Here is a 26078-nt window from a genome sequence, read left to right on the forward strand (position 1 = left end):
CCTGCCTACAAGTCAGCCTAGGCCGGAAGCCCGTGGAGCCAGTCACACAGCGGCCGCCATAGCGCCGCCTCAGCCGTGCTGCCGGCCACCATGCCGATATGGCCGGCCGCCGCGCGATGTACCAGGGCGTCCGGCAGCGCCGCCGCCAAGGCCATGGCACTCGCAGGCGGTACGATCCGGTCCCGAGACGGGATTGCGAGGAACGCCGGCTTTCGCAGCCGTCCCGGCACCACCGCCTCCCCAGCCACCCGCCATACACCCCGCGCCGGCGCATTGGCGCCATACCAGCCGCCCAAACATTCCCGTGCCACAGGTGCCGCCAGAGCCACACCGTCGTTCAGCCAGTCCTCCAACGCCACGAAGCGCCGTGCCCGGTCCGAAGCGGGGTCCAGCTGGGAGAAGGCGCGATACTTGGCGGCGATCGAGAACGGCTCCAGCCCTGCGAAGATCGCTTGGATGACATCCACCGGCAGCGCCCCGGCCGCTGCCAGCATCGGCTCCAGCCCTGGCAGCAGTGCCCCCATGGCCCGGGCTTGGCCGGGGTCCGCCGCCCAGAAATCCCAAGGCGTCGCCAGCAATGCCAGTGCCCGCACCCGCTCCGGCCGCCGCTGCGCCGCCGCCAATGCGAGCAACCCGCCCATGCAATAGCCTGCCAGCACCACAGGCCCGGTGACCGCTGCCAGAGCCCGTTCCAGGCGCCCGGCGATGTAGTCGGTCAGTCCGAAGCCCCGCTCCACAGCCCCAGGCTCCCCCCAATCCAACAGCAGAGGCCGTATCCCCTGCCCAGCCAGGAAGCGCAGCAGCGACCCTCCCGGCAACAGGTCCAGCACCTGCGCCCGATTGATGAGGGAGGGCACGAAAACCACCGCCTGCCCATTGCCCCCACCATAGTCCAGTAACCGGCTACCACCTTCGGCCCAGATGGCCGGCGGATCTGGCAGTTCTCGCCTCCAGGGATACGCCCGATAGGCCGCAACCCCCGCCAACAGCCTCGTATCTGCCCGACCCATTGCTTGCCATACCGCTGCGGCGAAGGCCTCAGGCCGGTGGCTTCCGGCGTCGAGTGCTGCGGCGATCCGCGCTACCCCCGCTTGCCCTGTCTTCGAGCGCGGCCAAGCGGCTTTCCAAGGCATCGATCCGGGCGCGGAGGCCGGCGTCAGCGCCAACGGCAGGTTGGCCATCGCCATGCCCCGGCGCAGCATCTGCAGCGCCAGGTGCAGCGCCATCGGCCGTGGCCCGCGCCGCGTCATCGGTACCCTGCAGACCAAGGCTCGGCCAACCGGCGATCAGCCAGCCAGCCCCCGCCGTCATGGCCTGGCGCCAGAGCACAGCCAAGTCGGGGTCTGCCGCCAGCGCCGCGATTTCCTCCTGCCAAAGCTTGATCCAATCCTCTGCCAAGCGATCGAGCGCCGGGTCATCTCCCGCCGGCAAAGCCCCTGGCTCCGAACAATTCACGACCCAGCAGTCCCTTGGTGTGCAATGCAAAAAACACGCTTACGCCGCGGCCATCGCGCCGTGCTAGGTTGCAGAGCCTGTCACGCAACAACCGCATCGGAAACGCCATGGCCGAAAGCACTGCCCGCGCCGAACCCGCGAACGACGCGACGTCCGCCGCGCCGACGCAGCCCGTCGTGGTCAAGAAATACGCCAATCGCCGCCTCTATAACACCGAATCCTCAAGCTATGTGACGCTGGAAGACCTAGCGGGCATGGTGCGCCTGGGCCGTGATTTTGTGGTCTACGACGCGAAATCGGGCGACGATATCACCCGCTCCGTCCTTACGCAGATCATTGTCGAGGAGGAATCGAAGGGCCGCAACTTGCTGCCGGAAGGCTTCCTGCGGCATTTGATCGGGTTCTACGGAGATAGCTTGCAGACGGTGCTGCCGCGGTACCTAGACGTCGCCATGAACGGCTTCGCTCGCCAGCAGGTCCAGATGCGTCGGTCCATGGAACAAGCCATGGGCGGTTTCATGCCCTTCCCCACCATCGAGGAAGTCAGCAAGCAGAACATGGCCATGATGGAACGGGCGATGAGTCTTTTTGCACCCTTCCGGGCACCAGAAGCTCCACAAACCGTTGAGTCGCTCAAGGCCGAGGTTGAGTCCCTCCGCCGTCAGCTGGCTGAGGCGCAGCGAACCACGCCGGATTCCTCGCGCGGCGGGTGATGTCCGATCGCGGCGCTGACCTCACGCGGTCGTCACGCGCCATGGTGGAACGGGACCGGTGCCACGGCATTGCCCTTGGTGAGACATTCACCGGCCTAAGGGATACAATATGCCATCGACCACCGATACGGACGCGCCCCGCCCCGGCGCCGCCAAGGTTGGCCAGCGTGCCAATGCCGCGGATCGCCATGTCGGCGCGCGAATCCGCGAACGACGGGTGATGATGGGCCTGTCCCAGCAACAGCTCGCCCGTATGATTGGCGTGACCTACCAGCAGGCCCATAAGTATGAGCGCGGTCTCAACCGCATCTCAGCTGGCCGCCTGTTTGAGATCGCCCAGGTCCTGGCCGTTGCCGTTTCCTGGTTCTTCGAGGGCCTCACTGATGACGCCGAGCCGAACGAGGTTTCGCCCCGTCAGCGCATGTGTTTGGAATTGGCGCGAAATTTTGCGCTGATCGACAACGAGAAGCACCAGGAGGCGTTGAGCCAGATGGCCCGTGCCCTCGCTGCGCAAAGCCTTGCTGAAAACCCCGCTGCTGCCGCCGCTCTGGAAGTTGGCGAGCGGCACTGAACAGCTGAACCTGGGTCCTTTCTCCGCTGCGTATGAAGCCTCCGCCTGCCGCCTCACTGGTTCGTCCGCCTCGGCGGTCTGGCCGACTCGTCCTGGCCAGTGTCCTGTTGGGCCTGACTGGATTGGCGGGCGGCTTGATGCTTGGCCATGGGCTTCGTCCCGCGTCAGTTATCAGCACCCCTGCTCCATCCCTGCCAGCCCCTGGGCCGGCAGTGGATGCTGGAGCTCTGGCCAGCCTGCAGGCTGAAGTCGCACGGCTCCGCTTTGCGCAGGAGGAGGATCAGGCCAGGCTGGCAAGCTTGACCCAAGCGCGTGTGGCAGCTGAGGCGGAATTAGCAAGCCTGCGCCGGGACCTTGCGATCGCCCGGCGAGATGCAGTGCCGGCGCCCGCAGCCCCTGCGGCAATCACTGCTGCACCTATGCCACCGACACGCCCGGCACGGGCAGAAACCTTGCCTGGCACCAGCCAGCCCCGTGTCTTCATCCACATGCGGGCCGGCTCTGCCGTTGCCGCAGATGTTGCGGCCAGCCTGGTCCAGCCCTTGCGGGAAGCAGGCTTCGACTTGGGGGAACTACGCCCGGTCACCAATACGCCATCCCAGCGTGTGGTTCGCTATTTCCACACCGAGGACGCCGCCGCCGCCGCCCGCCTCGCCGGTCGGCTTGGCCGAGGCTGGGCGATTCAGGATTTCCGCGGTTACGAACCTGCTCCTGCATTGCAGACGCTGGAAATCTGGCTACCCGATCGTTGATCTGTTGGCGGGCGACGCTACCGCGCGGCTTGCCCTTCCGAGCGACGCCGCTCAATCTCCCGCCACCGCGCCACGTTGCGGTTATGCTCATCCAGGCTACGGGCGAAGGCATGCCCGCCTGAGCCATCTGCGACGAAATACAGGTCATCGCTGCTCGCCGGCCGGGTCACTGCGCGCAATGCCGCCAATCCAGGGGCAGCGATCGGACCGGGCGGTAGACCCTTCACCCGGTAGGTATTGAAAGGATTCTCCCGGTCGAGATCCGCCCGGGTCAGCGGCCTTTCCAATGTGCCTCCCGCTGCTGCAGCATAGGCAACAGTCGGATCGGATTGTAACGGCATTCCAAGGCGCAGCCGGTTCAGGAAGACCGCGGCAATCCTCGGCCGTTCCTCTGCCAGAGCTGTTTCCCGTTCGACGATGCTAGCCAGGATCAAAGCCTCTCGCGGGTTGGCCAATGGCAGGCCCTCAGCCCGTCCGGCCCAGCTCTCAGCCAGCGCTTGGTTCATCGCCGCCTCAGCCCGGCGCAGCAGTCCAGCCTGGTCATCGCCCCATTGATAGGCATAGGTCTCTGGCAGCACCGCACCCTCGGCCAGCGTCGGGGCCTCCCCAGTCAGCCCTTCGGCTCGGCCAAGCAGGGTGGTAATCTGCCGGGCTGTCAGCCCTTCCGGGATGGTCAACCGACGCTGCACCGGCCTCGCATGCCGCAATATCTCCAGTATCTCCGCAAGTGAGGCACCGGCTGGAATGGCAAATTCCGCTGCACGCAAGGGTCCTTGCCCACGGGTCGCCCAGGTCGCCAAGGCGAAAAGCCTTGAGTCATCGACGACGCCCGCGCCCTGGAGCGCTGCGGCAATAGCCTCGGTCCCTCCTCGGGGAATGACAATCTGCAGAGGTGCCACCAAGGGCCCGGGCGCGCGGTACATCCGCTGTGCTTGCCAAGCTCCGGCGCCGACCAGCAGCCCGAGGACAAGCAACGCCGCAATGATACGGCGCAGGACTCGCCTCAAGGCCAATACTCGTTAACGAAGCCGTTCAGGGCGCAGCGCGGAAAACGATGCTGGCATTGGTACCGCCAAAGCCGAAGCTATTCGACAGCGCCACCTTGATCGGCCGTTCCTGCGCCACCTTGGCCACGCGGTCGATCGCACTCTCGCGCGACGGCTTGTCCAAGTTGAGGGTTGGCGGAGCAACACCATCGCGAATGGCCAGGACCGAGAAAATCCCCTCCACGGCACCCGCGGCGCCAAGCAGATGGCCAATCGCCGACTTGGTGGAGGACATGGCCAGCCCCGAGGCCGCATCGCCCCAAAGCCGTTCGACCGCGCTCAACTCCAGGTCGTCGCCCATCGGCGTGGAAGTGCCATGTGCATTGACGTACTGCACTTCATCCGGCGCAACCCCGGCACTGCGCAACGCTGACCGCATGGAGCGAAAGGCGCCATCGCCAGTCTCGGAAGGAGCGGTGATGTGGTGGGCATCGCCCGACATGCCGTAGCCGATCACCTCGGCATAGATCTTCGCACCACGCGCCTTGGCATGCTCATATTCTTCGAGCACGCAGACACCAGCACCTTCACCCATCACGAAGCCATCGCGACCTTCGTCCCAGGGGCGGGAGCCTTCGCTTGGGCGGTCGTTATAGGCCGTGGAGAGGGCACGGGAGGCGCAGAAGCCGGCCATGCCGATCTCGCTCACCGCGGCCTCGGCTCCACCGGCCACCATCACATCGGCATCACCAAAAGCGATCAGCCGCGCCGCATCGCCGAGGGCATGCACGCCTGTCGCACAGGCGGTCACCACCGCGTGGTTGGGACCCTTGAAGCCATAACGGATGGATACATGACCGGAGGCTAGGTTGATCAGTGCGCTGGGTATGAAGAAAGGCGAGACACGCTTGTGCTTGCCCTCCCAAATCAGCCGGGAGCTTTCAAAGATGGTGGTCAGGCCACCGATGCCGGAGCCGATCATCACGCCTGTCGCGCATTGATCTTCCTCGGTCTGGGCCACCCAGCCGCTATCCTCCACCGCTTCCACCGCCGCCACGACGGCGAGCTGAATGAAGCGATCCATCTTCTTCTGATCCTTGACCGGGATCCATTCAGCGAGATCGAGCTTCCCTTCGGCCTTGGCACCCACGGGCACCTGGCCTGCGATCTTCGCGGATAAATCTTTCACGTCGAAAGACTGGATGGCGGCAATGCCGCTCTCGCCCGCAACCAGGCGCTTCCAGACCCTTTCGACACCCAAACCGAGCGGGCACGCGATGCCCATGCCGGTGACGACAACCCGCCGCGGCGCGGCACCGTGTGCGAACACGCTCAGCCTCTCCCTGCGATCAGTCCAGTATCAGAACCGAGGTTCAGGACTTCTGACCATCGATATAGGCGATGGCGTCCTTCACCGTGGTGATCTTCTCCGCCGCATCGTCCGGAATTTCCACGCCAAAGGCTTCTTCGAAAGCCATGACAAGTTCCACGGTATCGAGGCTGTCGGCGCCCAGGTCATCAATGAAGGAGGCGTCCTCGGTCACCTTGGCCTCGTCCACGCCGAGGTGCTCGACGACGATCTTCTTAACCTTCTCGGCGGTCTCGCTCATCGCGTGCCAGTCTCCAGAAATACGCTGCCCCGGCCGGGGGGCCAGAATTGGACGGCCTGCATGTGCCCCGGCCGGCCAGACCGAGGACGCCCCAGACGGGGCGCCAGCCCGGTTCGGGCGGGAGCAACACGGAACCCGGAGGGGGCGTAGGCGGTGTTTGCGGCGCTGTCCAGCCCCTTTGGCAAGACGCTCCACCGAGGCCACCATACTGCGGCGCAGCATTTCGGCAGCAGACCCTAGCGGCGATCCACCATCAAGAGCGCCAGCCGCGCCAAGCCTTGCATGGCCTCAATCGCCAGGCAGGGTGATGCTAGGCAGGCAATGCCCGCCAGCATCGCGGTATGGGCATCTCCTCCCTGACCGAGCACGGCAAAGGGTGCCGAAAGAGCGGCTACACCCAACAGTAGCCAGGGCCCTTCCCGCCAGGGGTCCGCTTCAGCCCAGGTACGCCGGAATAATCCCACGCCTAAACCTCCGCCGGTTTGTGCTGCGGCACCTGCCACACGCCTCAGCGAGGCCAAGCGCTGGAGGTTGCAACGGACAGCCGGCAAGACTGCGTGCGCGGATCATGCGCCACCCCGGCGCCTCAAGGCCACAACGACCTCTGCGACCACCGCCTCCCAGTCGCCAGGCTTTGGCTGCCGGAACAGTCGTAGTGAGGGATACCAGGGGCTATCGGCACGCCCGAGCAGCCATCGCCAGTCGGGCACCGCCGGGAGCAACGCCCAGGCTGGGCGGCCGAGTGCTCCCGCCAAATGCAGCGGAGCGGTATCGACGCTGATCAGCAAATCCAGCGCAGTCAGTGCGGCTGCGGTCTCAGCAAAATCTTCAAGGTTGTCGGCAATATCCACCAGTCCAGGCAGCGGTGGGGCAACACAACGTCCGGGCCCGCATTGCAGGCTGAACAACCGCACGCCCGGTATCCCCGCCAGCGGCGCAAGCCTAGCTGGTGCCAGGGAGCGGTTGGCATCGTTGCTATGCCGCGGATTGCCGGCCCAGACCAAGCCAACTGCCAACCCCGCCTTGCCTCCATGGCCGATTCGCCGTCGCCAGCGCGCCACCGCAGCCGGCTCCGCGCCCAAGTAGGGTGTCGCGGCCGGAATATCGCCCAACCCTTGCCGCAGCACTCGCGGCACCGATAGCAAGGGCAGGGTGTAATCGATCGGTGGCAGAACCTCACCACAAGCCACCACCGTAACCCCCGGTCCCTCCAGGCTCCGCATCAACCGCTTCAGCGCTGGTTGAACTCCTAGCACCACCTGACCGCCACGCGCGGCCAGCAGCGGCGCATAACGGGCGAATTGAAGGGTATCTCCCAGCCCCTGCTCCGGCTGCAGCAGCAAACTGCGACCGGCCAGCGGCCTTCCATCCCAGATCGGCCGAGGGATCGTCGGACGCGGTCCCACTTCGGAAAGCGACCAGCGTGCCTCGAAGTCATCCCAGCCTCCGGGCATGTCCCCAGCCTGCAACCGTGCCATGGCTCGGGTCCAGCGTGCTGCGGGAAAATTCGGTCGAGATGCCAGCGCCGCATCCAGCAACCGTATCGCTTCTCCGGGGCGGAGATCCCAGCTGGCCAGCCGCGCGAGGTTGTTCAGCGCCTCCGGCATACCGGGATCGAGTGTCAGAGCGCGGCGTAGCAGCGCCTCGGCACCCGACAAGTCGCCCTGCCGCAGCAACAGCGCGCCCAGCCCGTTGCAGGCCCCTGCATCGCCCGGCGCCAGCGCGAGCACCTCACGATACCGCGCCATGGCTCCGACCAGATCGCCCGCCAGGTGCTGCGCCACGGCCAGATCGAGCAGCAAGGCCGGGTCGCCCGGGCAAGCCGCCGCCGCGACTCCCAAAGGAGCTAAAGCGGCCATCGCCTCACCCCGGCGCAGCATTGCCCGGCCGACAGCGGCCAGGGACACTTGTCGCTGCTGAGCGTCAGCGGGATCGAGGGGGTCGAACAGCGGGATCATCGGGGAGGTAGCCTGGGCCACCTCCCCTAGGAAAGTTTTAAACCGAGAGGCGCAAGCGCCTCAGATCATCGCCATGCCGCCATTCACATGAAGGGTCTGGCCCGTCGTCCAGCCCGCCTCGACACTGGCGAGGAAGACCACGGCCGCAGCGATGTCCTCCGGCGCGCCCATCCGCCCGGTCGGGATACGCTCCATCAGCTTGGCCTTTTGCGTCTCATTCAAGGCATCGGTCATTGCTGTTTTCACAAAGCCTGGCGCCACGACATTCACCGTGACCCCGCGGGTCGCGACTTCCTGTGCCAGGGACTTGCTCATCCCGATCAACCCGGCCTTGGCAGCGGCGTAATTCGCCTGTCCGGCATTGCCGGTGACCCCGACGATGGAGGCGATCGAGACGATCCGCCCCCAACGGCGCTTCATCATCCCGCGCAGCCCGGCCCGGGCCAAACGGAAGGGCGCGGTCAGGTCCACTTCAAGAACCGCCGCCCAATCGGCGTCGCCCATCCGCAGCGCCAGCATGTCCCGGGTGAAGCCGGCATTGTTCACCAGGATGTCCAGCGAACCGAGCGCGCCCTCCACCTGCTCCACGAGGGCCGCTGGCGCGGCTGGATCGGCGAGGTCGGCGGGCGCTACCAGGACCCCCTCCCCCAGGTCGGCGGCCAGCGCCTCCAGCTCAGCCGCGCGGCGGCCGGTGATAGCCACCTTGGCACCCTGCGCATGCAGGGCGCGGGCGGTGGCGGCGCCGATGCCGCCCGTCGCGCCGGTGACGAGGGCGACCTTGCCATCGAGGCTAAACATCGGCGTCTCCTAGATCGTCTTCAGGAAGGCCTCGACATCGGCCGGGGTGCCGATGGCGGAGGCGGTCGCCTCGGGGGCGTTGCGCTTCATCAGCCCGGTCAGCACCTTGCCGGTGCCGACCTCGACGAAACGGTCGCAGCCCATGGCGGCCATGGCGGCGACGCATTCGCGCCAACGCACCGTGGCGGTCACCTGCTGGACAAGCAGCCGGCGGATCTCGCCCGGATCGGTCGCCTTGGCGGCACTGACATTGGCCACAACCGGCACCACCGGGGCGGTGATGGTCGCCCCATCCAGCGCCTCGGCCATGGCATCGGCCGCCGGCGCCATCAGGGCGCAATGGAACGGAGCGGAAACCGGCAGCGGCAACGCCCGGCGTACCCCAAGCCCCGGGGCGGCAGCAATGGCCCGCTCGACTGCGCCGGCAGCGCCGGAGATCACGATCTGACCGCCGCCATTGTCATTGGCAATCTCGAGAACCTCGGCCTTCTCCGTCTCCGGATCGATCTTCGCGGCCTCGCAGATGGCCAGGGCCTGGGCGGTGTCGGCACCGAGCAGCGCCGCCATGGCGCCGGTACCCGCCGGAGTCGCAGCCTGCATGGCATCGCCACGCAGCCGCAGCAGCTTGGCAGCCGTGGAAAGGTCGAAGGCACGGGCGGCGGTCAGTGCGCTGTATTCGCCCAGTGAATGGCCGGCGACCAGCGCAACCTTGGAGGCGAGATCGAAGCCGCCCTCCTTTTCCAGCACCCGCACCACGGCAACGGAAACCGCCATCAAGGCCGGCTGGGCATTGGAGGTCAGGGTGATATCGATGGCCTGGCCCTCGAACATCAGCTTCGAGAGCTTCTGCTTCAGCGCGTCATCGACTTCCTGGAAAACCTCCCGCGCGATGGGAAAGGCTTCGGCGAGGTCGCGGCCCATGCCGGGGGCCTGGCTACCCTGGCCAGGGAAAACAAGGGCCAATGCCATGGCGGTTCCTCGGAGTTTCTTGCAGCGATTGAAGGCGGCGGCGGTAGCCCGGTGTCATCGTTGTGTCAACGGAGATGGCCATGGCGCAGCTGCCTCGCACTTGCAACAGCGCAGCTTCCCAAGCAACGTGCCGGCCGCCAGCTTTTCGGTTTACCGCATGCCCCCTTCGCCCACGCGGCCTGTATGAGAGAGAGTGATGTCCTCGGCCGATGCCTTCCCCGGCGAGATCATGGTCGGCCAGGCGCTGCCGCGACGCGCCTTCACCCTGGTTCTCGCCCTGCTGGGCCTTTATGTTGTCGCCGCCCTCGCCGTGCTGCCGTTCGCCGCCGGGCCGGGACCCGAGATCAATGCCATCACGCCGGTCTTCGCCGCCGTGGTTCTCGTTACTGAACTGGCCACGAGCTTCCTGGTCTTCGTGCGTTTCCACGAAGTCCGGAGTTGGTCCATGCTGCTGCTTAGCTGTGCCTGCCTTTTCGCGGCACTGATGGCGGTGCTCCATCTCCTGACTTTCCCGGGTGCGATCCTGCCCGGACGCGGCGCCATCGGCAGCCCACAATCGGCCGCTTGGTCCTTCGTGCTCTGGATGGCCGGCTATGCCGGATTGAGTCTCGCCGCCGTAGTATCGGCGGCCTTTGCCCCGCAGTGGCAGGTTCCGCATGGCTTGGCGATACGTCACGGCGTCCGGGCTGCGGCCATGACGGTCGCGCTCGTGCTGGGCTGCGGCCTTGTCGTGACCCAGCAGGCGGAAACGCTGCCTACCCTTATGGCCGGCGCGACCTGGACGCCCCTCAATGCCGCCATCACCTATACGGCGCTAGGCATGGTGACGGCGGCCATCCTGTTGATCTTGCTGCGGGTCGGGCAGCGGGATGCAATCTTCCTTTGGCTCGGCCTAGCGCTGACCGCGCTGCTGGTCGCCAATATTCTCTCCCTCGCCGGGGCTGGACGCTATTCGGTAGGCTGGTCGCTGGGCCGGTTGAGCTGGGTGCTTTCCGCCTCCGTGCTGCTGCTGTTTTTCATGGGCCAGTTCGTCCGCCAACAGCGCGCCCTTGCCCAGACCAAGGCCACGCTGGAACGGCGCGTCGCGGCGCGGACGGCAGATCTCACCCAGGCCCTCCGGCAGCGGGACCTGTTGCTCCGGGAGGTCTACCACCGGGTGAAGAACAACCTGCAAATCGTCGATGCACTGATTGATTCTGAGGCACGGCGGATCGGCGACCCCGCGGCGCAGGAGGCCTTTAGCCGTATGCGCCGGCGAATCTTCACCTTGGGCCAGGCGCATCAGCAGATGATGATATCGCCCGACCTCCGCAGCTTCAATATCGCACCCTTCCTAGAGGAATTGGTAACGAGCATCGGCCGGGCCGCCGCGCCGGATGCCGGGGTCACGCTGGAAGTCGCGGCAGATCCCGTCCCGGTGGATCTCGACTTCGCCATTCCCCTGGGCCTCATCGTCTCGGAACTGGTCTCCCTGGTAGTCCAGCAGGCCGGCGTCCAATCAGTGCTGGTTGCCTTCCGCCAGGACGTGGCCGGCGGCCGGACCGCTACGCTGACAGTGACCGGCGATGGCGCGCAGGCGGCAGCCGAGACCGTGCCTGGCAACCGACTGATTGCGGGGCTGCTTCGCCAGCTCGGTGGCCGTCTGGACGCATCTTCCGGGGCCGTTGGAATCGGGATCGGCCTCCCCATTCCGGAGGTTCCATGACCCGTGTCAGTGGCCGCGTGCTTGTCGTCGACGATGAGTTCCTCATCGCCGAATTGCTGACCGTCATGATCGAGGACATGGGGCTGACGGTCTGCGGCAGTGCCGCGACCGCGGCCGAAGCCAAGGCGCTCGCCACCGAGCACCGGCCCGAGCTGGTGCTGATGGACGTCCGGTTGCAGGGACAGGAGGATGGCATCGACGCGGCAAAGCACATCCACCACCACGTCGGCTCCCGCGTCATCTTCATCACCGGGTCACGGGAGCCGGACACGGTTGCCCGGATCGAGACCGACCATCCCGCCGCCGTGCTCTTCAAGCCAATCACCTTCGAGCAATTGCGCCAAGCGGTCGGCAAGGCAAGGCTGTAGCGAAGCGGCTCGAACGCCGACGGCAAACTCAGTGCTGATCAACGAAAAGCTGATCGCTGTTGCACGCCGTAACCGGCGAGGCTAACCGGAATGGGCCGGATACCGCCAGCGCCCTCGTGGCGTCGTGAAAACGATCGGGGCTTTCGCATGACCAGTATGCCCGAGACCGCAGGGGCCGAAGCCGTACCACCCGCCCGGAACGCCCGCATCGTCGCGCTGATCGGCACCGGCCATTTTCTCTCGCATTTCTACATGCTCTGCCTGCCGCCGCTCTTCCTCATCTGGCGGACCGAATTTGATGTCTCCTACGCGACTCTCGGTCTTTCCGTGGCGCTGATGGCTGGCACCACCGCAGTCCTGCAAACACCGGTCGGCTTCTGGGTGGACCGCTGGGGCGCCCGCCCCTTCCTGGTCGGCGGCACCCTGCTGATGGCGCTCTCGGTCGCCGCCATGGCCTTCGCCCCGGCTTTCTGGATGATCCTGCCGCTGGCCATCCTGTCCGGCATCGGCAATAGCGTCATCCACCCGGCCGATTACGCCATCATGGCCGGCAGCATCGAAAAATCCTTCATGGGTCGGGCTTTTGCCCTGCATGCCTTCACCGGCAATCTAGGCTTTGCCTTCGCCCCGCCGGTTATCGCCCTGCTGCTGACCGTGATGGACTGGCGAATGGCGCTGCTGACCGTGGGCCTCGCCGGCATGCCGGTGGTGGCAATGATCCTGGCACAATCGGGCGTGCTGCAGGACCAGGCCAAGCCGCAGAGGAAGGAATCCGGCCCGGCCGGCCGCGCCCTGCTGCTCAGCCGACCGATGCTGCTCTTCTTCGCCTTCTTCCTGCTCAGCTCGATGGCCGGCTCCGGCATCCAGGCCTGGATGGTCACCGTGCTGGGCAGCCTTTGGGGTACCCCGGTGCTCGCCGCCTCCGCCGCGCTCACCGGCTACATGGTCGGCAATACTGGCGGCAACCTGATCGGCGGCTGGATCGCCGACAAATCGAAAAGCAACCTGTTGGGCCTGGTCACCATGCTCACCCTGCTGGCCATGGCGGTGCTGCTGGTGCTGGGCCTCATGCCGCTGCCGGCCCCGGCCCTGCTCGCCGTTGCCGTGGTCGGCGGTCTCGCCCTCGGCATCTCCCGCACCCCACGCGATGTGATGCTGAAGGATGCCTGTCCGCCGGGCGAGGTCGGCAAGGTCTTCGGCTTCGTCTCCTCCAGCCTGCCGCTTGGTTCCGCCATCACCCCCGTGCCCATGGGCCTGCTGATCGACCTCGGCCATCCCGGGCTGGTGCTGCCGGTGGTGGCTGGGCTGCTCGGGCTTTCGCTGCTTTGCGCCGGTAGCGCCCGCGGCTCGGCCCGCGCCGCCGCTCCGGCGCAGGTCCTGCCGGCCGAATAGATGCGGCGGCTGCATCGCTGGTTAGCGCTGGCCTTCGGGGCCTGGTTCGCTCTGCTGGGACTCACTGGCGCGGTGCTGGTCTTCGAGCCGGAGATCGAAGCGTGGTCGGTGCCCCACCCCAGCCCCGGTCAGGCCTTGCCGCTCGATGAACTGACCGCCGCCGCCCGGACCGCTGGGCCACCCGGCCTCCTGCGGATCTGGCCCGGCAACCGCTTCCGGGCTGATTTCCGCGACGAGCATGGCCGCACCACCCTTTATCTGGACCCTGCCTCCGGCGCGTTGCTGGGGGAGGTCCGCCAGGGCGCCCACCTCGTCAATTGGATCCATGCCCTGCATCGCGGGCTGCTGCTGGGCCGGCCGGGGGATGTGCTGGTCGGGCTGCTCGGCCTGCCGCTGCTGGTCCTGCTGGGGGCCGGACTTGGCCTCTGGTTCAAGCGGGATGTGCTGCCATGGCGGGAGAAGCTGTTCTCTGACGCCCGCCTGCGCGGTCGCCGCAGATTGGCCAACCAGCATCGGGCGCTCGGCTTCCGTGCCGCCCTGCCGCTGCTGATTGCGGCGCTGACCGGCATCGGCATGGCCTTCCCGCAAACCCTGCAATGGGCGCTTTATCGGGTCTTCCGCGACATTCCGCCGCCGCTGAGCCTACCCGGGGAAGGCCCGGTCGACCTCGCCGGCGCCGCCGCCCTGGCGCTTGCCCAGCGCCCCGGTTGGCGCGTCGCCTTCATCGACCTGCCGCAACCCGGCCAGCCGTCGCTGCACGACATCGAACTCGTCCCCGCCACGCCATGGCCCGGCCAGGGCACCACGGTGCGGGTCGATACCGCGACCGGCGCGCTGGACGCGGTGATCGCCGCCGGTCCGGTCGGGCGCATTCGCGGCTGGATCGTCGCCCTGCACGACGGCACCGTCTTCGGCCTGCCGCATCGCCTGGTCATGCTGGTCATCGGCCTGCTGCCGCTGGCCCTGGGCTGGCTCGGCTTCCGGCTCTGGTGGCGCGCCCACCAGGCCCGTCGGCGCCTTGGGGCATGATCGGTGTCGAGACGCTGCTCCGCTGGCTGGACCTCGCCGGCATCGCCGTCTTCGCAGCCTCCGGCGCCCTCGTCGCCTCCCGCAAGCAGATGGATGCGGTGGGCTTCATCCTCATCGCCGCCGTCACCGGCATAGGCGGCGGCACCATGCGGGACTTGCTGCTGGGCCGCACCCCGGTCTTCTGGCTGCGCGACCCGGCGCTGCTCGCGGTCGCCAGCAGCATCGCCGTGCTGATCTTCTTCACCGCCCACCGGGTGGAAAACCGCTTCCGCGCCTTGTTGTGGGCCGATGCGGTCGGGCTCTCGCTCTTCGCCGTGCTTGGTGCCGAGACGGCGCTGATCGCCGGCGCCAATCCCTGGGCCGCGGTGCTGCTCGGGGTGATGACCGCGAGCTTCGGCGGCGCGCTGCGCGACGTCATCTGCAACGAGATCCCGCTGCTGCTGCGCAAGGAGATCTACGCGCTCGCCGCGCTCGCCGGCGCCGCGGTCTTCGTGCTGCTGCGGTTGGAGGGCGTCTGGCGCGAGACCGCGCTGCTCGCCGGCATGGGCGTGTGCTTCGCCATCCGCGCCGCCGCCATCCTGCGCGGTTGGTCGCTGCCCGCCTACAAGGGGCGGCCGGGGCGGGATTATCCGGATCGCGGCTGACACCCGCCACGGCAGGGAATGCCCCCGGTTCAGCTTGCGGCCCGGGTCCGGCCCGACCTAGGCTGGCCGCCGCAGGGCACGCCAGAACGGCCCGTGGGAGGAAACCACCATGCAGCGAAGGAGCCTCGCCGGCCTTGCCGCGAGTATCGTGGCCGCACCCCTGGCGACCCCGGGCCTGGCACGCGCCCAGGCAACCTACCCTGCCCCCTACCCCGATCGGCCGATCCGCTTCATCGTTCCCTTTCCCCCCGGCGGCGGCACCGATGTCTGGGCCCGGATGGTGGCGGAGGGGCTGCAGGCCGAGCTCGGCCAGCCCATCCTGATCGAGAACCGCGGCGGCGGCGGCGGCATGATCGGCACCGAGGCCGCGGCCAAGGCGCCGGCGGATGGCTACAACCTGCTCTACAACATCACCACCCATGTCCAGGCGCCGGTCACCTTCCGCCGCTTCCCCTACGACCCGGTGGCGGATTTCTTCCCCATCGGCCGGCTCGGCACCACCGCCATCACCTTCTGCGTCGGCCCCTCGGTGCCGGCCGAGGTGCGCGATCTCGCCGGCTTCGTCGCCTGGGGCCGCGGCCGGCCGCTGGCCTTCGGCAACTACGGCCAGGGCTCGACCGGCCATGCCTTCGCCGTGCTGCTGGCCGAGGAGGCGAAGCTGCAGGTGACCCAGGTCGCCTATCGCGGCGAGGCGCCGATGCTGCAGGACCTGCTGGCCGGCAGCTTCCACGGCAGCTTCAACAGCATGACCGCCTCGGGCGAGATGATCCGGGCACGCCGCATCCGGCCGCTGGCGACCGGCGGGCCGGACCGGGTGCCCTCGCTGGCCGCCGAGGTGCCGACCCTGATCGACCTCGGCTATTCCCGCCGCTTCGACTTCACCGGCTTCACCGGGCTCTTCGCCCCGGTGCGGGTACCGCAGGCGGCGAAGGACCGATTGGTCACCGCCTTCCGCCGCGTCGCCACCAGCGAGGCCATGTTGCAGCGGCTGCGGGCCATCGACACCACCCCGGGCTACGAGGACCCGGAGACCTTCCGCGCCTCCATCCAGCGGACGCTGCGGCAATGGGCCGAGCTCGCCGAGGCCCTCAATCTCTACGCCACCGGATGACCCGCATGAAGCGACGTAGCTTGTTTGCCGTGCCAGCCCTGCTTGCCGCCCCGGCCATTGCGCAGACCACCCGGCCGGACCGCCCGATCCGCTTCGTCGTCCCCTTCCCGCCCGGCGGGGCGACCGACATCTGGTCCCGCCTTATCGCCGAGGCGATGGCGCCCGAGCTCGGCCAGCCCATCGTCATCGAGAACCGCAGCGGCGCTGGCGGCATGGTCGGCACCGAATCCGTCGCCAAGGGTCCGGCCGATGGCCATACCCTGCTCTTCACCATCAGCCCCTTCATCCAGTCGCCGGTGGTGTTCCGCCGCTGGCCCTACCAGCCGCTCGAGGATTTCGCGCCGATCGGCAAGCTTGGCACCACGCCGCTGCCCTTCTGCATCCGTCCGGAGATCCCGGCGACGACGCCGGCCGAATTCAGCGCCTTCGCCCGCGGCAAGGATCTGTCCTTCGGCTCCTATGCGACAGGCTCCTCCGGCCATGCCTTCGCCCAACTCTATTCCGACGTGGACAAGCTCGGCATGACCCATGTCGGCTATCGCGGCGAGGCGCCGATGCTGACGGATATCCTCGGCGGCCGCATCGCCTGCGGCTTCCACAGCATGACCGCGGCGGGGGATTTCATCCGCTCCGGCCGCCTCCGCCCCATCGCCACGCTCGGCCGCCGCCGCGTGCCCTCATTGCCTGACCTGCCGACCTTCACCGAGCTGGGCTATCCGGCCCAGTTCGGCATGTCCGGTTTCATCGGCCTGTTCGCTCCGGTGCGGGTGCCGGCACCGGTTCTCGCTCGGCTTGCCGCGGTCTTCGGCCAAGCCATGGCCAACCCGGCGGTACTGCGCCGGTTGACCGAGATGGACACCATCCCCGGCTACTTACCCCCTACCGAATTCCGCGCCGAGATCACCGCCCAGCTGGCGGAATGGAGCGCGCTGGCAACCGCGATGAACCTGACGGTGGATGGCTGACATGACCTCACGACGTGCCCTGCTCGCCCTGCCCGCCCTGCTGCCCGTGCGCGCCTTCGCCCAGGGCACCTTCCCCGACCGGCCGATCCGCTTCATCGTCCCCTTCCCGCCCGGCGGCGGCACCGATACCTGGGCCCGCATCGCCGCCGAGGGCATGCAGCCCGAGCTCGGCCAGTCCATCATCATCGAGAACCGCGGCGGCGGCGGTGGCCTCATCGGCACCGAGGCCGCGGCCAAGGTCCCGCCGGACGGCTATACGCTGCTGTTCACCATCACCACCCATATCCAGACGCCGGTGGTCCTCAAGCGCTTCCCCTACGACCCGGTGGCGGATTTCGCCCCCATCGGCCGGCTCGGCACTACCTCCATCCTGTTCTGCGTCGGCCCGCGGGTGCCGGCCGGCATCACCACCATGGCCGAGTTCACCGACTGGGGCCGCGGCCGCGACCTCTCCTTCGGCTCCTATGCCCCCGGCTCCACCGGCCATGCTTTCGCCCTGATGCTGGCAGAGGAGACGAAGCTCGAGATGACGCATGTCGCCTATCGCGGCGAGACGCCGATGCTGCAGGACATGCTCGGCGGCTCCATCCACGGCGGCTTCCACAGCATGGCCGCCGCCGGGGAGATGATGAAGGCGGGCCGCGTCCGTGCGTTGTGCAGCACCGGCACCGCCCGCGTGCCCTCCATGCCGCAGGTGCCGACCCTGCAGGAGCTGGGCTTCTCCGAACGCTTCAGCTTCAGCGGCTTCTCCGGCCTACTCGCCCCGGCCCGCACCCCGCCCGCCGTGCTCGACCGCTTGGTGCAGGCCTTCCGGGTGGCGGCGGCGAAGGCCGACACGCACCAGCGCCTGCTGGCGATCGACACCATCCCCAGCTACCAGGACCCTGCCGCCTTCAAGGCGCAGATCGCGCGCAACCTGCGGGAATGGACGGAGATCGCCACCCGGCTCAATCTCACCATCGAAGGGTAACCGGAGCGGTCGCCCCGACCATATCCTCCGCGACGCCCCATGAGGAGATCCACGCCGTGAGTGACGCCCCGGAATACACCCCCGCCAAGGTCTGGACCTGGAACAAGGCCAGCGGCGGCCGCTTCGCCAATATCAACCGCCCCATCGCCGGTCCGACGCATGAGAAGGAGCTACCGGTCGGCAAGCATCCGCTGCAGCTCTACTCGCTCGGCACGCCGAACGGCGTGAAGGTAACGGTGATGCTGGAGGAGCTGCTGGCCGCCGGACATACCGGTGCGGAATACGACGCCTGGCTGATCAAGATCGGCGACGGCGACCAGTTCGGCAGCGGCTTCGTCGGCATCAACCCGAATTCCAAGATCCCCGCCCTGCTTGACCGCAGCGGGCCAGAGCCGATCCGGGTCTTCGAGAGCGGCGCCATCCTGATGCACCTGGCGGAGAAGTTCGGCGCCTTCCTGCCGACTACGCCGGCGAAGCGTGCCGAATGCCTGTCCTGGCTGTTCTGGCAGATGGGCAGCGCACCCTATCTCGGCGGCGGCTTCGGGCATTTCTACGCCTATGCGCCCTTCAAGATGGAATACCCGATCGATCGCTTCACGATGGAGACGAAGCGTCAGCTCGATGTGCTCGATCGCAGGCTGGGCGAGAGCGAGTATCTCGGCGGCAGCGACTATACCATCGCCGACATTGCGGTCTGGCCCTGGTATGGCGGTCTGGTGAAGGGCTGGCTCTATGGCGCTGCCGAATTCCTCGACGTGCAATCCTACAAGAATGTGCAGCGCTGGGCCGATGCGATCCATGCCCGTCCGGCCGCCAAGCGAGGCCGGATGGTGAACCGTGTCCAAGGCGACCCTTCGAGCCAACTCCACGAACGTCACGACGCCAGCGACTTCGAGACGAAGACCCAGGACAAGCTCACGTCCTAGGGCCGAAACAGAAGAATGGGACTTGGGGAAGTACGGCGATGCTTCTTCCCCAAGCCTGCCTAGGCCAGGGGCGCCTTGCGCAGTTCCGGCTCGACCAGACGGGTAAAAGGTATTTCGCCCACTGCCTCTATCGCTGCCTCGCCCAGCGCCGCTCGTGGATCGGCTGCATTGCGCATGGCCTTGTAGCCATCCTCCGCTTTGATCCCGGCGCTGGCAGCGAGCAGATGGATCCAGTTCACCACCCTGACCGGATGGTTCTGCTCCAGCCCGACCATCTCCCGATGGCAGGAATGGAAGATCGTACAAAGCGTATCGGCGGCGACCTCAGCCATGGCGGCCAGCGTCGCACGCTGTGCATCGGCCAATGCGCCCCGCACGCCGGCAAGGGAGGAACACATATGCCCTGGCGCATGATACGGCTGCTCCAGCACGACCAGCCCAGGGATCAACCGCAGCAGATCCGGCACGAGGCTGTTCACCGGGACCCTTCCATTGAAGCCGAGATGCCTGTGCAGCAGTACCCGGGCCTGAACCGGGCGTACCAATAGTGGCCGCAACCGCTCGCGCCCGGCATGCAGCACTTCCGTGACATGCACGGTCTCGAAATTCGTCGGCGTCACCGGCGCCATGCTGTCCTGCATGTTCATGTGACAGGATGGGCACCAGGTGACGACCTTCTCCCGCCCGCTGGCATTGAAGGACTGGATGGTGCGGCGGGCCATGCCCTCGTTGATACGAGCACTGGCATCCTTGGGACTGCCGCAGCAACTCGCTGGACCGCCGGCCGGCACGGCATCCAGGCCGACCGCTTCCAGCAAACGGGCGGTTGCGCGGATGACCTCGCCATGGCGGGTCATGTTGCAGCCGTACCAGAAGATGGCTTTCTCGTCGGTCACAGCCATGTCGCCTGCTCCTCCTCGGTCAAGGTCAGCCGGGCGAAGGCCTTCACCTTAGGAGAATATTGGGTGTCTTCCCTCACCGGAATCAGCGCCGGCGTACCCAACGCCCCCTTGGCCCGCCACTGCGCCAGCCGCAGCATGAAAGCGGCGTCGAGCTTTTCCGGGCAGGCCGGGGTGCAGACGCCGCTGCGGGTGCAGGCGGCGATCCAGGCTCGGGCCTCCGGCGTGCCGACCCCATCGCGCAGTACATCGCGCATCCCGGCGGCTACCTCACCCGGCGCTGCGGCATCGACTCCCTCGGCATAGGGCGTCATCGGGCAGGCCCGCACGCATTCGCCGCAGGCGACGCAAAGCGTCGCAAGCCGAGCGGATTCCATTCGGATATGTTGCGCCAGACTCATGACGCCGGCACCACCGCGATGGCCTCGATCTCGATGCAGACATCGGTCGAGGTGAACTGCGCCCCGCCCACGCAAGTGCTGGCCGGCGGTGTCGCCAACGCGGCGAAGGCCTCCCGCCGGACCTCATTGAAACCTTCGTAGTGGCGCATGTCGCTAAGCCAAGTGGTAATCTTCAGCAGATGCGTGAGATCCGCACCCTCCCCCGACAAGGCTCGCTCCAGCCGCGCCAAGCATTCTCGCGCCTGCAGCTGGACGGTACCGCCGGCCGCGGCGCTGCCCCGGGCGGTGACGCCGGACGCAAAGATCAGCTTTGCTCCGCCTCCGAGCGGTACGACACGGGCAGGCGGAAACAACGGGGTCTGGCTCATGCGCGACGCCTCCGTTCCCCAGGGCGCAGGCGCGCCAGGGATCAGGCTGCCAGCCTCGCCCGCCCAGGCTGCCTCGGCAAGCCGGATCGAGCCGGAAGCATGCCGCTATTGGGCCGGCACGGTCGCCTGCAGCGCCGGCTGGTTCGGCCCGCGCGCCAGCTCTGCCTGCAACCGTGCGGTATCCAGCTCGCCTTCCCACCGGCTGACCGCGACGCAGGCCACGCCATTGCCGATCAGATTGGTCAGTGCCCGGCACTCGCTCATGAATTTGTCGATCCCGACCAGCACCGCCAAGGCCGTGATCGGGATATCAGGAATGACGGACAAGGTCGCCGCCAGGGTCACGAAACCCGCGCCGGTCACGCCCGAGGCGCCCTTCGAGGTCAGCATCGCCACCAGCAGGATCGTCAACTCCTGCGTCCAGGTCAGCGGCGTATTGGTCGCATAGGCGAGGAAGAGCGTCGCCAGGGTCATATAGATATTGGTGCCGTCGAGGTTGAAGCTGTAGCCCAGCGGCACCGTCAGCCCGACCACATTGGGCGAGCAGCCCAGCCGCCGCAGCTTCTGCATCAGCTGCGGCAGCACGCTCTCGCTGCTCGAGGTGCCGAGCACGATCAGCAGCTCCTCCCGGATGTAGCCGACGAAGCGGATGATCGAGAAGCCGCAGAAGCGGGCGATGCTGCCCAGCACCAGCAGCACGAACAGCGCCGAGGTCAGGTAGAATGTCGCCACCAGCTCCCCGAGCTTCAGCAGCGAGCCGATGCCATAGGCGCCGATGGTGAAGGCCATCGCCCCGAAGGCCCCGACCGGCGCCGCCTTCACCACGATCTTGACCACGCCGAAGAAGATCTCGCTCAGCGTATTCACCGCCCCGCTGGCCGCCAGCCGCCCCTTCTCCGGCAGGGCATTGATGGCGAAGCCGGTCAGTACCGCCAGCACCAGCACCTGCAGCAGCTCCCCCTGGGCGAAGGCGCCGACGAAGGTATCCGGGATGATCGCCATGAAATGGGCCACGGCGCTGTCGGACTGCGCCCGCTGGGTATAGCCGGTGATCGATGCCGCATCGAGCTTGCTCGGGTCGATGTTGAAGCCGGAGCCGGTCCGGAAGACCTTGGCCACCAGCAGGCCGATCGCCAGGGCGAAGGTCGAGACCACCTCGAAATAGACCAGCGCCTTCACCCCGACCCGGCCGACCCGCCCGGCGTCCTGCACGCTCGAGATGCCATGCACCACGGTGCAGAAAACGACCGGCGCGATGATCATCTTGATCAGCTTGATGAAGCCATCGCCGAGCGGCTTCATCGCCGCTCCCGTCTCGGGCCAGATCGCCCCCAGCGTCACGCCGAGCGCAATCGCGATCAGCACCTGCACATAGAGCAAGGACAACCAGCGCCGGATCATCGGATTTTCCTCATCAACGCATGCCCGATCATGGCATGGGCCGCCCTCATGCCGCCAAGCCGGCCGAGGCGCCACAACAAGACCGCGAGACCAGCGCCCCGGCCGGCACCGTTACGGCCGCGTCGCCGGCGGCCAAACCCGCCGCCCGGCGTTCACCCGACGCAACCGGGGATCATCGCATGAAGGGCTCGCCGCGCAGCCTCTGGCTCACCACCGCCAACCGCATCGCCGGCTTCTGGATGGGCCATGCGACCAATGCGCTGCGCCAGGCCCAGCGCGCCGCGCTGAAGGCAGCGGCCAAGCCGCCGCGTGCACCGCGCAAGCCGCGCCGCAAGGGCTGACTACCAGCCGTTCACCCGATCCCAGACCGCGAGCACCTCCTCCCCACCATCGACCACATGGTAGCGGTCATGCGCCGCCGCGGTCAGGCAGCAGTGGTTCGGTGCCACCCGCAGCCGGGCGCCCAGCGGCAGCATCGGCAGCGGCTGCTCGCTCCGCACCTCGCCATGCTCCTGGTAGGCGCGGGCAATGTTCGGCTCGCCCGGCAAAGGCGCGCCGTGGGGATCCAGCACCAGCCCGAAGCCGTAGTCGCGCGGCGCCGCCTGGGTGCTGCGGTCCTTGGACAGCGCCAGCGCGCCGGCATCCAGCAGCAGCGTGTTGCGGGCCGCACTCCGCCCGATGACCGAGGCCAGCACCGTCAGCGCGATATCCCCGACGGCATGGGTGCCGAGCTGCGCCTGGAACAGGTCGCCGAACATATAGACCCCGGCCCTGACGTCGGTGACGCCATCCATCCGTCGGGCATAGAGCGCGGTCGGCGAGGACCCCAGCGAGACGATTGGCACCGCCAGCCCCGCCGCCCGCAGCCGCTCGGCCGCGACGACGATCCCGGCCCGCTCCACCTCGGCGATCGCCGCCATCTCCTCGGGCGAACGGCCGTTGTAGCTATGCCCGGAATGGCTGAGCACGCCGGCCAGCCGCGCCCCCAGCGCCGCGCCGATCTCCGTCAGCGCCGGATCCTCCGGCGGGATGCCGCCGCGACCCTCGCCAACATCCACCTCGATCAGCGCCCGGACCGGCCCGGGATGCGCGGCGATGGCGCGGGCCACCTCCAGGTCGTCGGTGATGACCTTGATGTCGGCCCCCGCCGCATTCAGCGCCGCCACCGCATCCAGCTTGGCCGGGACGATGCCGACGGCATAGATCTGATCGTGCCAGCCGGCCTCGGCGAAATACCGCGCCTCGGCCAGGGTGCTGACCGTCACCGGGCCGAAGTCCGGCGCGGCGAGTTTCGCCACCTCGATGCTCTTCGCCGTCTTCAGATGCGGCCGCAGCACCAGCCCGGGATGGCGATCCACCGCCGCCTGCATCGCCGCCAGGTTCCGCCGCAGCCGCCCGAGGTCCAGCACCAGGCAGGGGGTCGGCAGGTTGTCCAGGGTTATCGGGAGGGTCATGGCGTCCAGCTCGTCTCGTCATCCAGCGGCAGCACCGGCCGCGGCAGCCTGGTCCAGTTGAAGCGCGCCAGGATCGGCGAGGTCAGCCCCGGGGCATCCACCTCGACGATCCGGTCATGGGTGAAGAACTCGTCGAAGCCACCACGGAAATGCCCGCGCGACTTCACCACCACCGCCCGCGCCGCGCCGATATCGAGGCCCAGATGCTCGAAGAAGGCCGGGTCGGCGCATTGCGTCCGGATCGAGATCACCACCACGGTGATCCCGCCCAGCCGCAGAGCGGCGGTCGCACCCAGCGTCATCGCCGTGCCGCCATAGATGCCCCGCCGGCCGGTGACGCGGCCATCCGACAGCGCCACCACCTCCGCCTCCGCGGCGAAGGGACGGCTGAACTCGTCATCCGCCGTCAGCGTCCCCTGCGGCCGGTTGAACTGCGCGGTGAAACGCGCACCCTTGCCGAGGCGATGCGCCTCCTCAGCCAGCAGCGGGTCGTGGATGACCCCGAACAGGCAGCCCTCGACCCCGGCGGCGCAGAAGGCGGCTAGGATCTGCATGGTATTGCCGCGGCCGCCGCCGCCGGGATTGTCGGCGACATCGGCGAAGGCCAACGGCACCGTGCTGGCCTTGGCCCGCGCCACCGCCTCGCGCAGCGGGGTGAGCTCGGCGACGAAACGGTCGCGCCGCGCCCAGGCCGCCATCGCCAGCCGCTCCGCCATGCTGTCGGCCGAGGCTTGGTCAGCCGCCGTCACCACCACCGCCATGCCGTTGAAGGGCGTGTCACCATAGGCGAAGCCGCCCATGACCGAGACGTTCCATACGGCGGGATCGAGCGCGGCGAGTTCCTGCCCGAGGTCGATCACCTCGGCATAGGGCCCCTGCGCCGTCAGCATCGAAACCGTCGGCGCCACGATCGGCAACCGCCGCAGCGCCCGGAAGGCCCGCTCCCCCGCCAGCAGCCGGCGCAGCAGCTGCGCGCTCTCGGCGCCACGCTCCCGCATGTCGAGGTGCGGATTGGTCCGGTAGCCGACGAAGGCATCGCAATCCCGCACCATGGCATCCGAGACATTGGCATGCAGGTCGTAGCTGCAGACCAGCGGCACCGGCCCGAGGATCTCACGGATCAGCCCCTGCAGTGCGCCTTCGGGGTCATCCTGCTCGGTGGTCAGCCCCGCCCCATGCAGCACGCAATAGACGCCATCAACCCGGCCGCGGATCGCCTCCAGCCCCGCGCGCCAGATCGCCATCATCCGGTCGAAGGCGGCCTGCTCCACCGGCCCATTCGGCTCGGCCATGGCCAGTAAGACAGGCAGCGGCTCCCAAGGGCCGGCCGCATCCATGTCGGCGACGAAGCCCGGCATCTCGCCCAGCGCCTTGGGCGAGGCGCTGCGCGCATCCGTCACCAGGCCTTCGCCTTCCACCCAGCAGCGGGTATCGAAGTCCCGCTGCGTCGCCGGCGGGGCGAAGCGGTTGCACTCGATCGAGAAACCGAGCAGCGCGATACGGCTCATACCTGCACCCCCAGCATCTCCGCGTAGCGCGGCGTCGCCTTCAGTCCCGTCCCGGTCAGCACGACCACCGTCGTCTCCTCCGGCGCGATGGTGCCGGACCGCAGCAGCTTGGCGAAGGCCGCCGCCGCCTGGGCGCAGGTCGGCTCGACATAGAGCCCGCTCCGCGCCAACTCCAGCGCTGCCTCGGCGATCTCCGTCTCCGCCAGCATAACCGCCCCGCCCTGGCTCTGGCGGAAGACGCCGATGCATTCGCGCAGCCGTAACGGCTTGGCGATGGCCGTCCCTTCGGCAATCGTCGGCTTGGCCTCCACCGGCTCCAGCTCGAGGAATTCCCGCGCGATGGGCGCACAATTGGCCGGCTGCGCCCCGAAGATCCGCGGCATCCGGTCGATCTGCCCGGCCCGCAGCAGCTCCCCGAAGCCGATCCCGCAGCCGAGCACGTTGGACCCCGCGCCGCAGGGCACGATGACATTGTCCGGTGCCTTGAAGCCGAGGTCCTCCCAGAGCTCATAGGCCAGGGTCTTGGTGCCCTGGAGGAAGTACGGGTGCCAGTTGTGGCTGGCATAGAAGATCCGTTCGGCTGCCTGCAGGGCCGCATCGGCACAATCCTGGCGGGAGCCGGGGACCAGCTCGATGTCCGCACCCGAGGCCCGGGACTGCACCGTCTTTGCCGGAGAGGTGCTAGCCGGCACCATGATGGTCGCCTGCATTCCGCCCGCGGCGGCATAGGCGGCGATGGCCGCGCCGCCATTGCCGCTGCTGTCCTCCAGCACCGCCGTCACGCCCTCGGCCCGCAGCAGGGACAGCATGACGGAGGCCCCTCGGTCCTTGAAGCTGCCGGTCGGCATGAACCATTCGCACTTCATATGTGCCATCGCCCCACCGAAGGCGCGGGGGATCAGTGGCGTGCAGCCTTCTCCCATGGTGATCGGCTCACCCGCCAGAGGCGGGAGCGCAGCCCGGTATCGCCAGAGGCTGCGGATGCCGCGGTCGATCTGGTCCGGGCCAATGCCCGGCAGGTCGGTGAGGAACAGCGGCTCCCCGCCATCGCCGCACCAGCGGGGGGCACCAAGCGGCCAGGTGCGGCCACTGCGGGGGTCAAGATACGCGAGGGATTCCATGCGC

Annotated in this window: 27 protein-coding genes; 13 read left to right on the forward strand and 14 right to left on the reverse strand. The window is 67.9% G+C overall.

Annotation, left to right across the window (positions count from 1 at the left end):
* Positions 1-17 precede the first annotated feature (17 nt).
* Positions 18-857, reverse strand: a complete 840-nt coding sequence (locus AC0IW9_RS22585; protein ID WP_471650561.1) for an alpha/beta fold hydrolase — start codon at positions 855-857, stop codon at positions 18-20.
* Positions 858-1562: 705 nt separating this feature from the next.
* On the opposite strand from AC0IW9_RS22585, the gene phaR reads away from it, so the two are divergent.
* The 3 genes from phaR (at position 1563) to AC0IW9_RS22600 (ending at position 3491) form a co-directional block, all read left to right on the forward strand.
* A complete protein-coding gene (gene phaR, locus AC0IW9_RS22590) occupies positions 1563-2168 on the forward strand; it encodes a polyhydroxyalkanoate synthesis repressor PhaR (protein WP_471650562.1) in 606 nt (201 codons plus the stop codon).
* Positions 2169-2277: 109 nt separating this feature from the next.
* On the forward strand, positions 2278-2739 hold the full coding sequence (locus AC0IW9_RS22595) for a helix-turn-helix domain-containing protein (RefSeq protein ID WP_471650563.1): 462 nt from the start codon (positions 2278-2280) through the stop codon (positions 2737-2739).
* Between the two features lie 452 nt (positions 2740-3191).
* Positions 3192-3491: a LytR C-terminal domain-containing protein gene (locus AC0IW9_RS22600; RefSeq protein ID WP_471650564.1), complete on the forward strand. Its 300-nt coding sequence runs from the start codon at positions 3192-3194 to the stop codon at positions 3489-3491.
* Between the two features lie 17 nt (positions 3492-3508).
* Here the strand turns inward: AC0IW9_RS22600 and mltG are convergent, their stop codons facing one another.
* The 6 genes from mltG to fabD form a co-directional block, all read right to left on the reverse strand.
* Positions 3509-4414, reverse strand: a complete 906-nt coding sequence (gene mltG, locus AC0IW9_RS22605; RefSeq protein WP_471650599.1) for an endolytic transglycosylase MltG — start codon at positions 4412-4414, stop codon at positions 3509-3511.
* 109 nt (positions 4415-4523) lie between these two features.
* Complete coding sequence (gene fabF, locus AC0IW9_RS22610) at positions 4524-5807, reverse strand: beta-ketoacyl-ACP synthase II (RefSeq protein WP_471650565.1); 1284 nt, start codon at positions 5805-5807, stop codon at positions 4524-4526.
* A gap of 43 nt (positions 5808-5850) precedes the next feature.
* Complete coding sequence (locus AC0IW9_RS22615) at positions 5851-6087, reverse strand: acyl carrier protein (protein ID WP_471650566.1); 237 nt, start codon at positions 6085-6087, stop codon at positions 5851-5853.
* Positions 6088-6653: 566 nt separating this feature from the next.
* On the reverse strand, positions 6654-8045 hold the full coding sequence (locus tag AC0IW9_RS22620) for a tetratricopeptide repeat protein (RefSeq protein WP_471650567.1): 1392 nt from the start codon (positions 8043-8045) through the stop codon (positions 6654-6656).
* Positions 8046-8105: 60 nt separating this feature from the next.
* Positions 8106-8843 carry a 3-oxoacyl-[acyl-carrier-protein] reductase gene (fabG, locus tag AC0IW9_RS22625; protein WP_471650568.1) on the reverse strand — a complete coding sequence of 246 codons (738 nt, stop codon included), beginning with the start codon at positions 8841-8843 and terminating at the stop codon, positions 8106-8108.
* A gap of 9 nt (positions 8844-8852) precedes the next feature.
* Entirely contained in the window at positions 8853-9812 is a 960-nt protein-coding gene (gene fabD / locus AC0IW9_RS22630) for an ACP S-malonyltransferase (RefSeq protein ID WP_471650569.1), read from the reverse strand.
* Positions 9813-10008: 196 nt separating this feature from the next.
* On the opposite strand from fabD, the gene AC0IW9_RS22635 reads away from it, so the two are divergent.
* The 9 genes from AC0IW9_RS22635 to yghU all read left to right on the forward strand — a co-directional run bounded on the left by AC0IW9_RS22635 (position 10009) and on the right by yghU (position 18922).
* On the forward strand, positions 10009-11517 hold the full coding sequence (locus AC0IW9_RS22635; RefSeq protein ID WP_471650570.1) for a sensor histidine kinase: 1509 nt from the start codon (positions 10009-10011) through the stop codon (positions 11515-11517).
* A complete protein-coding gene (locus AC0IW9_RS22640) occupies positions 11514-11885 on the forward strand; it encodes a response regulator (RefSeq protein WP_471650571.1) in 372 nt (123 codons plus the stop codon). Before AC0IW9_RS22635 ends, AC0IW9_RS22640 begins: the two co-directional genes overlap by 4 nt.
* A gap of 147 nt (positions 11886-12032) precedes the next feature.
* Positions 12033-13277, forward strand: a complete 1245-nt coding sequence (locus tag AC0IW9_RS22645) for an MFS transporter (RefSeq protein ID WP_471650572.1) — start codon at positions 12033-12035, stop codon at positions 13275-13277.
* On the forward strand, positions 13278-14306 hold the full coding sequence (locus AC0IW9_RS22650) for a PepSY-associated TM helix domain-containing protein (RefSeq protein WP_471650573.1): 1029 nt from the start codon (positions 13278-13280) through the stop codon (positions 14304-14306).
* A complete protein-coding gene (locus AC0IW9_RS22655) occupies positions 14303-14950 on the forward strand; it encodes a trimeric intracellular cation channel family protein (protein WP_471650574.1) in 648 nt (215 codons plus the stop codon). The genes AC0IW9_RS22650 and AC0IW9_RS22655 overlap by 4 nt, the downstream gene beginning before the upstream one ends.
* Before the next feature lie 109 nt (positions 14951-15059).
* Positions 15060-16061, forward strand: coding sequence for a Bug family tripartite tricarboxylate transporter substrate binding protein (locus AC0IW9_RS22660; RefSeq protein ID WP_471650575.1), 1002 nt, complete (start codon positions 15060-15062; stop codon positions 16059-16061).
* A 5-nt stretch (positions 16062-16066) separates the two neighbouring features.
* Entirely contained in the window at positions 16067-17026 is a 960-nt protein-coding gene (locus AC0IW9_RS22665) for a tripartite tricarboxylate transporter substrate binding protein (protein ID WP_471650576.1), read from the forward strand.
* 1 nt (position 17027) lies between these two features.
* The gene (locus tag AC0IW9_RS22670; protein ID WP_471650577.1) at positions 17028-17996 is read left to right on the forward strand and encodes a Bug family tripartite tricarboxylate transporter substrate binding protein; all 969 of its coding nucleotides are present in this window, start codon (positions 17028-17030) and stop codon (positions 17994-17996) included.
* A gap of 56 nt (positions 17997-18052) precedes the next feature.
* A complete protein-coding gene (gene yghU, locus AC0IW9_RS22675) occupies positions 18053-18922 on the forward strand; it encodes a glutathione-dependent disulfide-bond oxidoreductase (protein WP_471650578.1) in 870 nt (289 codons plus the stop codon).
* A gap of 59 nt (positions 18923-18981) precedes the next feature.
* On the opposite strand, the gene AC0IW9_RS22680 is transcribed toward yghU, so the two are convergent.
* From AC0IW9_RS22680 to AC0IW9_RS22695, 4 genes are all read right to left on the reverse strand, one after another.
* A complete protein-coding gene (locus AC0IW9_RS22680) occupies positions 18982-19824 on the reverse strand; it encodes a heterodisulfide reductase-related iron-sulfur binding cluster (RefSeq protein WP_471650579.1) in 843 nt (280 codons plus the stop codon).
* The gene (locus tag AC0IW9_RS22685; protein WP_471650580.1) at positions 19815-20198 is read right to left on the reverse strand and encodes a 4Fe-4S dicluster domain-containing protein; all 384 of its coding nucleotides are present in this window, start codon (positions 20196-20198) and stop codon (positions 19815-19817) included. Before AC0IW9_RS22685 ends, AC0IW9_RS22680 begins: the two co-directional genes overlap by 10 nt.
* A 20-nt stretch (positions 20199-20218) precedes the next feature.
* A complete protein-coding gene (locus tag AC0IW9_RS22690) occupies positions 20219-20590 on the reverse strand; it encodes a RidA family protein (protein ID WP_471650581.1) in 372 nt (123 codons plus the stop codon).
* Between the two features lie 105 nt (positions 20591-20695).
* On the reverse strand, positions 20696-21991 hold the full coding sequence (locus AC0IW9_RS22695) for a dicarboxylate/amino acid:cation symporter (protein WP_471650582.1): 1296 nt from the start codon (positions 21989-21991) through the stop codon (positions 20696-20698).
* Positions 21992-22170: 179 nt separating this feature from the next.
* Here AC0IW9_RS22695 and AC0IW9_RS22700 point away from each other — a divergent pair, with 179 nt between their 5' ends.
* Positions 22171-22332, forward strand: a complete 162-nt coding sequence (locus AC0IW9_RS22700; protein WP_471650583.1) for a hypothetical protein — start codon at positions 22171-22173, stop codon at positions 22330-22332.
* Here AC0IW9_RS22700 and AC0IW9_RS22705 read toward each other — a convergent pair whose 3' ends face one another.
* The 3 genes from AC0IW9_RS22705 to AC0IW9_RS22715 are packed head-to-tail and all read right to left on the reverse strand — an operon-like array spanning position 22333 to position 26074.
* Positions 22333-23445 (reverse strand): alanine racemase, encoded by a 1113-nt coding sequence (locus AC0IW9_RS22705; protein WP_471650584.1) that lies wholly within the window; start codon positions 23443-23445, stop codon positions 22333-22335.
* Positions 23442-24953, reverse strand: coding sequence for a M81 family metallopeptidase (locus tag AC0IW9_RS22710; RefSeq protein ID WP_471650585.1), 1512 nt, complete (start codon positions 24951-24953; stop codon positions 23442-23444). Before AC0IW9_RS22710 ends, AC0IW9_RS22705 begins: the two co-directional genes overlap by 4 nt.
* The gene (locus AC0IW9_RS22715; protein WP_471650586.1) at positions 24950-26074 is read right to left on the reverse strand and encodes a pyridoxal-phosphate dependent enzyme; all 1125 of its coding nucleotides are present in this window, start codon (positions 26072-26074) and stop codon (positions 24950-24952) included. Before AC0IW9_RS22715 ends, AC0IW9_RS22710 begins: the two co-directional genes overlap by 4 nt.
* Between the last annotated feature and the right edge of the window lie 4 nt (positions 26075-26078).

It is taken from the genome of Belnapia sp. AC561, from assembly GCF_979252845.1.

Coding starts and splice junctions, on each gene's coding strand:
- AC0IW9_RS22655 (WP_471650574.1), top strand. CDS start 14,303: ATGATCGGTGTCGAGACGCTGCTCCGCTGGCTGGACCTCGCCGGCATC.
- AC0IW9_RS22635 (WP_471650570.1), top strand. CDS start 10,009: ATGTCCTCGGCCGATGCCTTCCCCGGCGAGATCATGGTCGGCCAGGCG.
- fabG (WP_471650568.1), bottom strand. CDS start 8,843: ATGTTTAGCCTCGATGGCAAGGTCGCCCTCGTCACCGGCGCGACGGGC.
- phaR (WP_471650562.1), top strand. CDS start 1,563: ATGGCCGAAAGCACTGCCCGCGCCGAACCCGCGAACGACGCGACGTCC.
- AC0IW9_RS22595 (WP_471650563.1), top strand. CDS start 2,278: ATGCCATCGACCACCGATACGGACGCGCCCCGCCCCGGCGCCGCCAAG.
- AC0IW9_RS22710 (WP_471650585.1), bottom strand. CDS start 24,953: ATGAGCCGTATCGCGCTGCTCGGTTTCTCGATCGAGTGCAACCGCTTC.
- AC0IW9_RS22680 (WP_471650579.1), bottom strand. CDS start 19,824: ATGGCTGTGACCGACGAGAAAGCCATCTTCTGGTACGGCTGCAACATG.
- fabD (WP_471650569.1), bottom strand. CDS start 9,812: ATGGCATTGGCCCTTGTTTTCCCTGGCCAGGGTAGCCAGGCCCCCGGC.
- AC0IW9_RS22615 (WP_471650566.1), bottom strand. CDS start 6,087: ATGAGCGAGACCGCCGAGAAGGTTAAGAAGATCGTCGTCGAGCACCTC.
- AC0IW9_RS22695 (WP_471650582.1), bottom strand. CDS start 21,991: ATGATCCGGCGCTGGTTGTCCTTGCTCTATGTGCAGGTGCTGATCGCG.
- AC0IW9_RS22690 (WP_471650581.1), bottom strand. CDS start 20,590: ATGAGCCAGACCCCGTTGTTTCCGCCTGCCCGTGTCGTACCGCTCGGA.
- AC0IW9_RS22670 (WP_471650577.1), top strand. CDS start 17,028: ATGACCTCACGACGTGCCCTGCTCGCCCTGCCCGCCCTGCTGCCCGTG.
- AC0IW9_RS22665 (WP_471650576.1), top strand. CDS start 16,067: ATGAAGCGACGTAGCTTGTTTGCCGTGCCAGCCCTGCTTGCCGCCCCG.
- AC0IW9_RS22685 (WP_471650580.1), bottom strand. CDS start 20,198: ATGGAATCCGCTCGGCTTGCGACGCTTTGCGTCGCCTGCGGCGAATGC.
- mltG (WP_471650599.1), bottom strand. CDS start 4,414: ATGTACCGCGCGCCCGGGCCCTTGGTGGCACCTCTGCAGATTGTCATT.
- AC0IW9_RS22700 (WP_471650583.1), top strand. CDS start 22,171: ATGAAGGGCTCGCCGCGCAGCCTCTGGCTCACCACCGCCAACCGCATC.
- AC0IW9_RS22645 (WP_471650572.1), top strand. CDS start 12,033: ATGACCAGTATGCCCGAGACCGCAGGGGCCGAAGCCGTACCACCCGCC.
- AC0IW9_RS22640 (WP_471650571.1), top strand. CDS start 11,514: ATGACCCGTGTCAGTGGCCGCGTGCTTGTCGTCGACGATGAGTTCCTC.
- AC0IW9_RS22660 (WP_471650575.1), top strand. CDS start 15,060: ATGCAGCGAAGGAGCCTCGCCGGCCTTGCCGCGAGTATCGTGGCCGCA.
- AC0IW9_RS22620 (WP_471650567.1), bottom strand. CDS start 8,045: ATGATCCCGCTGTTCGACCCCCTCGATCCCGCTGACGCTCAGCAGCGA.
- AC0IW9_RS22705 (WP_471650584.1), bottom strand. CDS start 23,445: ATGACCCTCCCGATAACCCTGGACAACCTGCCGACCCCCTGCCTGGTG.
- AC0IW9_RS22650 (WP_471650573.1), top strand. CDS start 13,278: ATGCGGCGGCTGCATCGCTGGTTAGCGCTGGCCTTCGGGGCCTGGTTC.
- AC0IW9_RS22715 (WP_471650586.1), bottom strand. CDS start 26,074: ATGGAATCCCTCGCGTATCTTGACCCCCGCAGTGGCCGCACCTGGCCG.